This window comes from Akkermansiaceae bacterium (assembly GCA_024233115.1).
GTDB lineage: Bacteria > Verrucomicrobiota > Verrucomicrobiia > Verrucomicrobiales > Akkermansiaceae > Oceaniferula.
On record JACKQB010000004.1, the window covers coordinates 292787 to 304800 of the forward strand.

Genomic DNA, 12014 nt, shown 5'->3' on the forward strand with positions numbered 1-12014 from the left:
TTTTCGGGAAAATCAGTGAATCCGTGAAAGTGAAAGTGTTTTTGGCACCGTTGAGTGGCATCTGTATCGGAACCGTGAAAGCCGTAGCAAAAGCGGCGATACCTCGCCGCAGTCCAAAGCAGCTCCGATAAGGTAAACCAGACTGTAAGGGTAACGCTTGATGTTTTTCCTACTAAAGGACAGGCCTTTTATTTAAGACCTTTTATTTTAGGCGATGCGTGAGCGCAACAACAAAACCCCCAAGACCCGGTCAAGGGACTTGGGGGTCTGAACAATCAACACAAACAGATTCAGGCACCTTGACGACTGCGACGCATCACAGCAGCCATAGCGCCTGTCACTAACAAAATTACAGTAGAGGGTTCGGGAACGTTGGTCGGAGCCGCCCAATAAATCGTTTGCGCATCACCGTCCCCTTCTTGACCAAAGGCAGGTGACTGGGCCGTTCCCACGATATCATAATAGCTGTGAGACGGCTGGGCCACACCCTGCGCGTTGTAGTTACCGACCATTCCACCCCTGAGGCGAAGCTCGTAATCAAAGGTTGCAATACCACCGGCGTTGTCACCCACATAGGTTGCACTGAACAATACGTCAACCCACTGGTCAGTGGTCAGGGTAAAGCCAGGGTTGCTGACAACCGCGGCAGCAGAACCAACGCCAAGCGAAATTCGCTCATTCCCTGAGCCATCACCGATATCGCCCAGCAATGCGGTCAAACCCGGGGCGAGTGAAATATATACGGTCGACTCCCTGGCGCCGCTGCCAGTTGTCGAATCAGAGTAAAAACTCGTCGATAGCGAGATTTTGTCGCCTATCGACTTTACCGTATGGTTGTAAAATCCGGAATTTACTGCGAAAAAAGATTCTTCATCAGCGTTTCCCGTGGGGTTGAAGGGATTGGATACCACGACCCCATTACGGCCGTACTTGGAGGAAAGCCAGCTGGAGTCGTCCAGATCCGTGGCCGAGCCGTCCAGAAACGGGTTGGCCGAATAATCAGCCACGTAGGCCGATTGTGCATTCGCAAAATGAGCAAAAGCTCCAAGCAAGGTGATGCAGATGATGTTTTTCAACGGTTTATGTAAAGGGTAGGGGGGTTTTGCATAAAACCGGCCTTTCGAGTCGGTTTGCATGTCTTTTTTATAATATTACTCCGCATTGTCAATTGTTTTTTACTAATAACATAAACTTAAAGTAAGATTATTAAAATATTTTGGGTTCTTATGAGCCTGAACCCAAAACTCCGCCAGATCGGGGTTGCTATTGTGCACACTTACCTCTAGTGCGCGGGGTTCACACACACCTGACTTTTCATGTTTGATCTCTTCACCAAGAAAAACGGCAACCTCAAGGACGACTCCCTGTCGGGTCTGACAGTGGCTCTTGCCCTCGTTCCCGAAGCCATCGCCTTTTCATTTATCGCCAAAGTCGATCCGCTGGTCGGCCTCTGGGCGGCTGTGTTCATGGGTTTTATCACCGCCACCCTCGGTGGTCGGCCCGGTATGATCTCAGGAGCCACGGGAGCCATCGCCGTGGTCGCCGGCTCGGCGGTGAAGTATGGCAATGAGATCGGCGAAGACCTCGGGCTTCAGTTCCTGTTTGCGGTCATCATCGTGGCGGGTGCGATCCAGATCCTGTTTGGTCTGCTGAAACTTGCCCGTTTCATCCGCCTGGTCCCCCACCCGGTGATGATCGGCTTTGTCAACGGGCTGGCCATTGTGATCTGCATGGGCCAGTTCGGCTTTTTCAAATCGCAGGGTGCGTGGATGCAGGGCGGTGCTCTCTGGCTGATGATCGGACTGGTGGTCCTGACGATGGCCATCATCCAGTTTTTCCCGAAAGTCACCAAAGCGGTGCCGTCCACCCTGGTTGCGATCATCATCGTCGGCATCATCGCCTACTTCTTACCCGATGCGCGGACGATCGAAAACGTGCTGAAAGACGGCGGTGGCGACGGCACCCTCAGCAACAGCTTCCCGGCATTCGCATTTCCCACGGGATTCAACTGGCTGGAGCACTGGCGGTTCATTCTGAAGACCGCGTTTGTGGTGGCCATGGTCGGCATCATCGAATCGCTGATGACCCTCCAGCTCATTGATGAAATCACAGAAACCCGTGGCCAGGGCAACCGCGAGAGTATTGCCCAGGGAGCCGCCAACATCCTCTCCGGGCTGTTCCACGGCATGGGTGGCTGCGCCATGATCGGCCAGTCGCTGATCAATATCAAATCCGGCGGTCGTGGCCGCACCTCGGGGGTGGTTGCCGCCGTTTCACTCGCCCTGTTTATCATGATCGGAGGCCCCGTCATCATCCAGATCCCGATCGCCGCACTGGTCGGTGTGATGTTTATGGTGGTGATCGGCACGTTTGAGTGGTCGACGTTCAAGAGCTTTGGAAAGATCGCCAAGTCCGAGATGCTTATCATCCTTACCGTGACACTGGTCACTGCGATTCTGCATGATCTTGCGCTGGCGGTATTCGTCGGGGTCATCCTCTCCGCCCTCGTCTTCGCCTGGGAGAGCTCGAAGCACATTACCGTGACCATGCACAAAGACACACCGGAAGAGCGCATCTACGGGGTTGAAGGCATGCTTTACTTCGGCTCGGTGCGCGAGTTCTCCGATAAATTCCAGGCGAAGTCCGACGTTCCCAACATCGTCATTGATTTTGAAGAAGCCCGCGTCTGCGACCTGTCGGGGCTCGAGGCCATCAACGCGCTGGGCGAACGATACCGTAACGCCGGCAAGGTGCTGCACGTCCGCCACCTATCACCCGACTGCCAACAGATGTTAGAAAAAGCCGGCAGCTTGGTCGACATCGAAGTCCTCCCCGACGACCCGCACTATTCCGTCGCCCGACTCCGCAGTGAGGACAGCAGGATCATCGGGTCATAACCATCATCAAGGCCTCCAGGCCGTAAGAAATCCATGATGTGCATGGCGCTGGATTGGGAAATACGTGCCTGTTCGCGTCCTTCTCAAGCTTCGGAACCCAGTCAGGCGGGCACCCGTTTCAACCATCCATCCTCCCCATGGAAAAATTATTCTGTTAATTCTGTAAATTCTGTCAAAACCCATCAGACTGGGTGCCCAACCGCCATGCGCTGCTTTTATTCATCGGACCTCGACCTGAAACTGGACTTGCCAGAGGGTCATCCATTTCCCGGTGACAAGTATTCAACATGCCGCGAGATGCTGCTGCAGAATGGCATCCTCAGACCGGAGGAAATCATCGATGTCGCCCAGACCGACCTTCATGTGCTCAAGCGTGTGCACGACGGCGAGTATCTCTCCAAGATCTACCACGGCGCCCTCGACATGCGTGAGCAGCTCGCCCTCGGACTGCCCGCCAACCCGAAACTCTTCGCCCGCTGCGCCACCGAAGCCGAGGCGACCCGGCAGACCTGCCACGCCGCGCTCGCGGAAGGTGTCGCCGTGTGCCTCGCCGGAGGAACCCACCACGCCTTCAGGGGTCGGGGTGAAGGGTTCTGTGTTTTTAACGATGTCGCCATCGCTGTGCGTGACTTGCAGGAAAAACAACCCGGCATCCGCATCATGATTGTGGATACCGATGCCCACCAGGGGAACGGCACCAACAGCCTGCTGCAAAACGATCCACGCGTATTCACCTACTCGATCCACGTCGGCCAGTCCGCCTCACTGACCAGCCGGGTCGATGGCTCGATGGATGTGGAAACCGTCCGCTACGTCGAGGGCGACATGTATCTCAAACAACTCTTCAACACCCTTGCAGGTGCCCTGGATGTCTTTAACCCCGACCTCGTCATCTGGGTCGCCGGTGCCGACAACCATTCCAACGACCTGTTAGGAAACATGATGCTCACCGTCACCGACATGCAACGCCGCGACGACGTCATCATCCGCGCCTTTATCAAAAACCGCATCCCCCTCGCCATCCTCTACGGCGGCGGCTACAACCGCCACCCCGGCCTGACCGCCAAACTCCACCGGAACACGGTGGCATCGGCGAAGAAAATCGCTGCGGAGTTCGGCAAGGGGTAAGAAAACGGGTTCAGTTTTCCGGAATCTCATTCACCGTGTAGTAGGCCTTGGTGTGGAGCAGGTTGTCACCGTCGTTGGACTTCATCGTGGTGAGATCAAAATCGTGGATGTGGCCTTCGGTGATTTGATCGAGGCTCACCATGACTGAGAGGCCGTCTTTGGATGGGACGGCCTGGGTGACTCTGGGCACGGTGTGGTCGACCTCGGGGCTGCCGTAGCCGGCGGCGTAGATATGGGTATAGGTCTTGATGCTGTAGCTGGCGGGCTTGGCTGCGATGTTGACATCGACAGGCTTGGTGAAGTGGATGAGGAAACCCTGTTTCTTGATATTGATTTCCTTGATTTCGAAGGGCACGAGCCCGCTCCAGTCGATGCGCTGGAGGGCGTAGGGTTCGGTGCCGCGCACCGGCCATTGGCTGTTGGTGGTGAACCCGCCGGCAATGAGCTGCCCCCTGGGTGAGAACTCGACGTGCATCAGCCCGGTCGCCAGGCCCTCGCGGAACGGGTAACAGGCACCTTGCCAGACCCCGTTGATTTCCTCCATGGTGGCGCGCAGGATGATACTCAGGGTGTAGTCGCCGAGGAAAATCTGGTTCTCAAAGGGGCCGAATTTCCCGCCGGTCTGGTTGAGTCGGAACCCCGAGATGGATCGGCCCATTTTGATGTAGGGGAAGCGGACGGCGGGTGGCACCAGCTCCTTGACCCGCTTTTTTTCTATCTGCATACGCGACTGGCTGTCAGGGATCACCCTGGGTGTCTCCATGCCATCAACGTAGGAATACCAGTTATAGCTCGCGGGGTGCCCGAGAAAAGCGCCCTGCTTCAGGTGCTTGAGTGAATTGCAGCCGTTCCACGGCCCCTGGCTTTCGATGGTGAACATCACCCCTTCCGCATTGGGACCGACACCAGCCGGGCTACGCAGTCCACTGCAAACCGGGATCATTTTTCCCTCCGGGGTGACTTTGACAGCCCAGCCACGGAATATGTTGTTAGAGTGATAGGAGCCGCTCAGTCCGAGAGCCACCCAGATATTGCCGTCGGGGTCATGTTTGGAGCCAAAGGCAAACTCGTGCCCCTCGGCGTAGCCCCAGTTATTGGTCAGGGTATCGTATTGGTCAGCGACGTCATCCCCATCGGTATCCGAGATACGGGTCACTTCACCAAACTGGGTGGCGGTCATGGCACCGTCCTTCCACGACAGACCGAAGATCTCATCCTGGCCGGTGGCAAAGAGGTGGTACTTCGGTGCCGGGGGAGATTCAAAGGCACCATCGACAAAATAGATATCACCCCGGCGGGTGCCGACGGCGAGCCGGCCATCGGGCAGGATTTCCAAGCTCCCCACACGCAGCGGCACACCGGCTGGAATGGGGATGTTGGTGATCGGGTAGTATGTTGCCTCCGCCGCAGCGGTGCCCCACATCGCGCCCAGATCCTGTTCGGAAAAAGCGGGAGTGGCGGCGGCTAGGAGCAGCGCGGGGATGAGTCGGATATTTACCATATATATTCCAGGGTGAAAGATGAAGCTCCTTTCGGGAGCGTGAGCGGGATGAGAACCTCGCCGGGATCACCTTCGCGGATGATCGCTTTGTGGTCGCTGGTGATCCGGATTTGAAGTCTGTCGACCACCCAATCCCGGTCTGACTTCCGGGTGATTTTTTTACCCGAGGCTGCACGGAAATAAAACATCGATTGCGCCTGGCCTGCCTCGAATTTGAAAGTCCGCCTGAACTTCGTCACCCCATCCGGATCGACCACTTCCTCAAAAAAGTCATCCACCGCGACATCGCCGTAGCGATAGCGGAACGTCGGCCTGCGCCGGGTGTCTAGCCGGTATCCCAGGAATTGATAACCGTGGTCGTGCGGGAACAAGTGGTCGGATTTTCCTTTGTAAGGCCAGTGGTCATCCAACGATTTCAGTCGGTGGAATGGAATACCTGGAGGGAAGGCAATACGCTGGTCCCCGGCGGCCTTGAACGAGCCGTGGTCAACGCTTGCAAACCTGTTTTTCCAAAGTAAGCGCAGTGCCATTTCCCCGGAGTCAAACGCCAGGTTCAACCGGCCGGGGTAGCCCACTCCGATGCCACGGAAACCGGCGGTGGTGCCGCGGCCGCGGGCGATTTCCGGCACATCGAACACGCGCAGCTCGTTGCTCTGCCGGGACAGGCCCTCCGGCTTTTTGGCGCTGGCACCATCGCCCAGATAGGCCCAGAGCGCCTCGATTTGCTGGGCGGTGTCTCCGTTGAGAACATCCGGCCGGATCGACTGGCCACCGGGCCAGTAGCTGGGCATGATCCCGGTCGTGTGGAAACGCGAGGGGTTCTGCATGAAGAGGTGGAACCAGTTTTTCTGGACGTGTTCCGTGACATGGACAAGGTCCAGCGCCCCGGCACCTCCCGTATTTTTACCATTGAAATCGTGACAGGCGATACAGCTGAATCCTTTTGAGCCGATCATCTCGTAACCCGCGTTTTTGGATTCCCTGATGTCGGCGATTTCAGGGAAAGTCACGTTTTCCAGCTGGTCGACCTCACCAAACAGCATGACCAGGTGAGCTACGTTTTCCTCGCCGTACTGCGGCATTCTGGTGTGCAGGTATTCGCGTTGTCGTGCCCCGCCCATGAGCACTTTCGAGATCCATGCAGGTTGCAATTTGGCACCTACATGGGAAAGCGGCGGCGGCAACCGGCCCTGGTCTCCCAACTCCGGGTGCGTTCCGGAAAAATAAGCGTTCCGCTCCGAGACAATCCCGCCCAACCCGGCCCGGTCGTGACAGGCGATGCAGTTGTAGGTGATTAGGGTTTTGTCGATTTTTTGTTTATCTGTTAGTTCGCCCTTAGCCTTCGGTAGAGCCTCAGTGATTGTCTGTCGCTGTGCCGCGCTCAAGGAAAAGTGTGGCCAATTTCCAGGAGCTTCACTCAGGCACCCCTGACCAGACGCAAGTTCAGCAAACGGACGCGCAGGCTGTGGTGCCACCCCGACATCGTCGTGGCAATTCGCACATCGCTGGGTTTCGAAATACTTCCGTCCACGCGCAGTCAGGGCATCATCCACTCGTACCGCCTGGAATGCGGCAACAGGTTTGTTAGAAACAGATAACATCGCGGCGGAGAGGGGGCCTCGTTGCATTCCAGGCCCTTTCATTTCAAAGGCGAATACCGGCTTATGCCCGGTATTGAAATAGGTCAGCTGGATTTTCCGCCAGCCCGTTTCCAGCGCAATGGTTCCTTGGAGTTTCTTTGGACCACGTCGCTGACTAGGCTCCTGAAGAATGACCTGCGTCCCATCAAGGCGGAGGGCTCCTCCGTTCAGCTCCAGGAAAAAAGTATAGTCACCGGGCTGGTCAATGTGCATCCAGCCCTCGTATTCCACGGCGAAATGCTTGGGCTGTTTACCCAGTTGATCGAGGGAAAAGTCATTCACCTGACCAGCCTTCCGAGCCGTCACCGCCTCGCTGTGCAAGCCCTCCCAGACCAAACCGTGATAGAGTGTGTAATTGAGATTCCCCGGCACCTGGGTGTCCCGCAACAAGTAATGGGTGATGCTCTCGATTTCTGTCGCGGGCAGTTTCAGGTCGGGCATCCGACCGGATGGGCGGCTGGCATGCGGGTTTTGTAAAAATGCCATCAGGCTCTTGGTGCTGTATTTTTTTTCCAGGGCACCCAGAGGAGCGGACGTTTTCGGCAGGAGTTCCATCCCGGCTTGATCACGCGGAGAGTGGCAGGCGACACATCCCCGCGTATGAAACAGACGCTCGCCACGGCGGGCGGCGACGGTGTCCGGAGCCTGTGGTTTGAAGTCGTTTTTCTTAAGAGACAGCAAGTAATGCGTGATCGCCCTGGCCACTTCCCTCCGCTCCTTCCCATCCAGATGGGTAAGCACGTCCGGCATCGTCGTGCCGGGTTGGGTGCCATGGGGGTCCAAGATAAACGACTCGATGTAACCAGGGTCCACCCGCGAGCCAATTTCCGCCAATCGGGGTGCCTTTTTCGACTGCGCGGCAAAGGGAGCCTCGCTCTGATGGCAAGCGGCACAGTTAAGCTCCTCAAGCAACACCCTGCCTTTGAGTTCCGGTGTCAGTTGGCTCGACATCAAACCGGGAACGATCGGCTCGGCCAGGACAACCGGAGCCATGCACAGCAAAAATAAGACGCCGAGGTCGGTTTGTTTTTTGAATAGGGCCACAGGATCGCAAGGTTGGGTATGCGCTAAATACTCTGAGTGGTGGCCATGTTATTTAAAGCAAAAAGAGTTGTTTTGGGGAGTGTGGTATTCCCCATGATAAGCTAGGGCACTTTGATCGGACCGACCGCTAGCTCTTTTAGCATCGGATCGTCTGGGAATGATATTACCCGTGTTTGTGGATCAAAGAGGAAGGGTTTCCCAGTGATTAAATCAGCGGGCGGCTTGTCCCCAACGGCGATGGCAAGGGCGGCATCGTGATAGCGGTAGATCGCCTGGGCCCTTGTAAAGCCTTTCCCCCAGACACTTACCCCCAACCGTGAGTCGTCATAAACGGTTTGCGCTTCTTTTGAAAGCTGACTCGTAGGGGTAAAATCTTCGTGGAGGCCTGCGGTGTTTTGATAGAGCTTTTGAGGGTTCGCCGCACGTATCTGGCTCATCTGGTGGAGGTAGTTTTGGGCAAAGGCATCGCACAGCACTTCCGGGTCGGAGATTTTCACCTCACTGCTACGACTGTTATATGACAGTAAAATAGGAATCAACATCCCACGTGTACTCGCGTAAAACTCACCTCTCATCACCTCGGAAAAATCCTCATTCGTCACAGGCTTCAGCGTATCCCGCCATTGCCGGATTTCACCCGGGCTAAGATCAAGTGCGGGAATAACATGTTCAACAGAAGCGCCCAAAACGCTGATCTGGATCAAAATAGCCACCGTTTCCGACATGAGCGAGGGGGTTTCTATCTGGCTGTGGTGCTTGGCCAGACCCAGGGCCGCATTGATACGGAGCTCGGCGCGCTCGGCATCGCCCTCCTCAGCCGCCACCCTTGCATCGGCACATAGTAAATCGGCGCACTGCTTGGTGAAGTTCGCACTGAACCACACCCAGCGGTCGACAGCGACACCAGAGGTCGATTGATCATCGATGATTCCGATCCGAGTCACCTCGTCTAATAGGTCAGAGTGCGCATCGAGGTGCTTTTTGACCATTTCCCTATCCCACTCACTCAGCCCGTTGATCATGTCTGAAAGCTCATCATCCAAGGTCAGATCCACAGAGGTCACATCCTCACCCGGGCTACGTTTTTCACAAAACTCCAACCATTGCAGGAAACCGTTTTTTTCGTCAGGCACGGATTTCCACGTGGGCACGAGGTCCGGATTGCGCGCCAAGACCCTGGCAAACATGGCATCGTAATCTTGCTCCAGGTTTTTGGCTAAATCTCTGTCGGTTCGCATCGCCGAGCGTGCCAGTTTTCTTAAATTCGGCACCTCGACGGCAAATAAAGAGTCCACGGAAAAGCCGTGGTTCGAGTCCTGCTGTGATTTTAAATACATCACACCACTCGCCAGACCTAACAAACCCACACCAAGTATGAGTGTGAGCCATTTTTTACACGGTCGACCAAACACAAAGAATTATTAACAAATAACGACTATCATGTCGAACTAAACAGCAAGCCGCCCACGAACAGAATGATTTGGACGGAATGGCACGCAGAGCAAATCCAAGCCCTCCCTTATTTTGTCACCCGGAATTTCACCTCAAACCCTTCTCCCTTACCGGGGTTGGGGACAAGGATAAAATCATCGGTGATGACGGGTGAAAACTCTGCGCCAGAGATGACTTCGACTTTTTTCAGCCCTTTGATTCTTTCGGGTAAAAATTGAATCACCGGACGACCGCCGCGTTGTGAGCCGTTGGTATTGACGGGTTTAAACGTATCTTTCCAACGCCGGCCTGCAACGGTTAGAGTATATACATCCCCCTCTTGCACCAGAGTCTGATCGTAGGCACAGGGGCGTTGATCCATCTTTGCTTCCAACGCAGGGTCACCGTAGTAGGCCAGCACATCACGATCGTGCAGTAGGCCGGAAAAGTCGCGTTTATCCGTGCAACGGCCCGGCCCGGCAGTCGCAATCTTTGGCGCCGTGCGCGCCGTTTTTCCCGGCGCGGGGTTGTGTTTCATTCCGCCGGGAAATGAGGTCTCCAGTCGATGCACCAGCGCGTGCTGGTTGGCTAAAAACGCCTCGTTCAGGGTATAGCGACCCGGTTGCTCGACAAAGTAATCGAGGCAGCCCCACCCCGCATACCCATACCATGTGGGCACCGTGTAACCGATCATTCCTTTGACCCCGGCAGATTTCATCATGGCGATGGCAAAGGCATGTTTATCCTCAACACAACCGATCAGGCAATTCCCTATCGGAAGATACACACGCGGATGATCGGAGGTGATCGCAAACCGTTTGTTTGTTAGGTCCTTACCAAAGAGCTGGCCATTCTCCGATTCAAAAAATCCATTTTTATAACGAAAGCCAATTTGCCAACCCCGCCTAAATCCATGTCCTGAAGTGATAAACAGGTCGGCTTTCCAGTCGGTCAGGGTGTCGGCTAACAGCTTTGTGGTATCGGTGGGGCACTTGCTCTGCCGAGCCTCGTTTTCACCTGCCGGTTTCTGCACCGTTTTATTGGCCACCAGTTCATCGTAACAGATCGCCTGGTCCACCATTTCCATGGCGATCTCGGTTCCCGAGCTCACCCGTTTGATGGTGATGGGCTGGCTGGTATTGACCATCGACAGCGCCGTCCCGGCATCATATCCGGTCACCACACCCCAGTGCGTGTCGGTGTAGACATCATCGTCGTAACGCCGGGTCAAGCGATGCGCCCGGGCTATAAATTCCGGCCCCACCTTGGTGCATGGCGCGACAAACGCCGTGTAATGTGGATGTTGTTTTGCGAGTGCCGGCAGCGCCTCCTCCAGCTCGGTGCTCCATTCGACCACTTGCGCCCCCGGATGGTTTTTCTGCAAGGCATCACATACCTGTTTCCAACCGGCATCCTGGTAAACAGCATCCTGCACCACGATGGCATAGCCCGGTTGCGCAAGATCAGCCGCGCGCGATGTCACAAGCACCAAACAGGTGCCGACCACTGCCGTAGACATGGTTCTCATCATCAACATGATGCCAAACTAGCACGCTGTCGAACCGAGTCCAGCGGAACACAATAAATGATACACCCTCGCCGAACTGTGCCTGCGTGCAGGATAAAAAGTGGGCATCGAGCGCTGCTTGAGACGACCGTTTAACGAAAATCGGCAATTTTATTGCTTTATTAGACCGTTCGGTCTATTCACTCATCCGCCATGAGTGAACCCAGCACAACCAAGGAGCGCATTCTCGACGATGCGGAGGAGTTACTGCTCGAAAAGAGTCTGGAATCGGTCAGTCTGAACGAGATCCTCAAGGCGGTGAACACGCCGAAGGGTTGTTTTTACCACCACTTTGCCTCCAAGGAGGAGTTTGGCGTGGAGTTGATCCAGCATTATGTCAAGGAGACCCTTGCCTCGTTCAGCGACATCCTTCTCAATCGGGAGCTGGAGCCCAACGCACGCCTCAGAATCCTGAGTAATTACGAGATGGCAATCGCAAGATTCATCGCCAACGAAGGCAAACCGGTGTGTTTACTGATGAAACTCACCTCGGAGTCGGGGTTCAGCAGTCCGGCGATGCGCGAGCAAATCTCCCGTGCCTACCCGCAGATCAACCGGTTGCTTGAGGGGGTGGTGCAGGAGGGCATCGACAACGGCCAGATCGACGCCAGGCAATCCGCAGCCGAAACCACCGAGATCCTGTCGTCACTCTGGACCGGAGCTTTCAGACAAGCCTATTTCCACCGGAAATCGACCCTGCTACGCACGGTGCTCGGATTCACCGCCGATGTGGTCATCCCCGCCAAGGCAGCGGAATAAATGACAAACAACCCGACCCTACAGACCAATTAGTCTACCCCTACTAT

Annotated in this window: 8 protein-coding genes; 3 read left to right on the forward strand and 5 right to left on the reverse strand. The window is 55.6% G+C overall.

The window, feature by feature from the left end; genetic code table 11:
- Positions 1–290: 290 nt before the first annotated feature.
- Positions 291–1136, reverse strand: a complete 846-nt coding sequence (locus H7A51_12275; protein ID MCP5536993.1) for a PEP-CTERM sorting domain-containing protein — start codon at positions 1134–1136, stop codon at positions 291–293.
- A gap of 180 nt (positions 1137–1316) precedes the next feature.
- On the opposite strand from H7A51_12275, the gene H7A51_12280 reads away from it, so the two are divergent.
- Both H7A51_12280 and H7A51_12285 read left to right on the forward strand, forming a co-directional pair.
- Positions 1317–2897 carry a SulP family inorganic anion transporter gene (locus tag H7A51_12280; protein MCP5536994.1) on the forward strand — a complete coding sequence of 527 codons (1581 nt, stop codon included), beginning with the start codon at positions 1317–1319 and terminating at the stop codon, positions 2895–2897.
- A gap of 204 nt (positions 2898–3101) precedes the next feature.
- Complete coding sequence (locus H7A51_12285) at positions 3102–4025, forward strand: histone deacetylase (GenBank protein ID MCP5536995.1); 924 nt, start codon at positions 3102–3104, stop codon at positions 4023–4025.
- A gap of 10 nt (positions 4026–4035) precedes the next feature.
- Here H7A51_12285 and H7A51_12290 read toward each other — a convergent pair whose 3' ends face one another.
- The 4 genes from H7A51_12290 to H7A51_12305 all read right to left on the reverse strand — a co-directional run bounded on the left by H7A51_12290 (position 4036) and on the right by H7A51_12305 (position 11178).
- Positions 4036–5532: a hypothetical protein gene (locus tag H7A51_12290; protein ID MCP5536996.1), complete on the reverse strand. Its 1497-nt coding sequence runs from the start codon at positions 5530–5532 to the stop codon at positions 4036–4038.
- Entirely contained in the window at positions 5520–8210 is a 2691-nt protein-coding gene (locus tag H7A51_12295; GenBank protein ID MCP5536997.1) for a c-type cytochrome, read from the reverse strand. The genes H7A51_12290 and H7A51_12295 overlap by 13 nt, the downstream gene beginning before the upstream one ends.
- Before the next feature lie 101 nt (positions 8211–8311).
- A complete protein-coding gene (locus H7A51_12300; protein ID MCP5536998.1) occupies positions 8312–9622 on the reverse strand; it encodes a hypothetical protein in 1311 nt (436 codons plus the stop codon).
- A 107-nt stretch (positions 9623–9729) separates the two neighbouring features.
- Positions 9730–11178 (reverse strand): hypothetical protein, encoded by a 1449-nt coding sequence (locus H7A51_12305; protein MCP5536999.1) that lies wholly within the window; start codon positions 11176–11178, stop codon positions 9730–9732.
- A 183-nt stretch (positions 11179–11361) separates the two neighbouring features.
- Between H7A51_12305 and H7A51_12310 the strand changes: the two genes are divergently transcribed.
- Positions 11362–11967 carry a TetR/AcrR family transcriptional regulator gene (locus H7A51_12310; GenBank protein MCP5537000.1) on the forward strand — a complete coding sequence of 202 codons (606 nt, stop codon included), beginning with the start codon at positions 11362–11364 and terminating at the stop codon, positions 11965–11967.
- The last annotated feature ends 47 nt before the right edge of the window (positions 11968–12014 follow it).

What these genes read in the sequence shown, in the direction of transcription:
- H7A51_12275 (MCP5536993.1), bottom strand. Translation starts at nt 1,136, where the DNA reads ATGCAAACCGACTCGAAAGGCCGGTTTTATGCAAAACCCCCCTACCCT.
- H7A51_12280 (MCP5536994.1), top strand. Translation starts at nt 1,317, where the DNA reads ATGTTTGATCTCTTCACCAAGAAAAACGGCAACCTCAAGGACGACTCC.
- H7A51_12285 (MCP5536995.1), top strand. Translation starts at nt 3,102, where the DNA reads ATGCGCTGCTTTTATTCATCGGACCTCGACCTGAAACTGGACTTGCCA.
- H7A51_12305 (MCP5536999.1), bottom strand. Translation starts at nt 11,178, where the DNA reads ATGTTGATGATGAGAACCATGTCTACGGCAGTGGTCGGCACCTGTTTG.
- H7A51_12310 (MCP5537000.1), top strand. Translation starts at nt 11,362, where the DNA reads ATGAGTGAACCCAGCACAACCAAGGAGCGCATTCTCGACGATGCGGAG.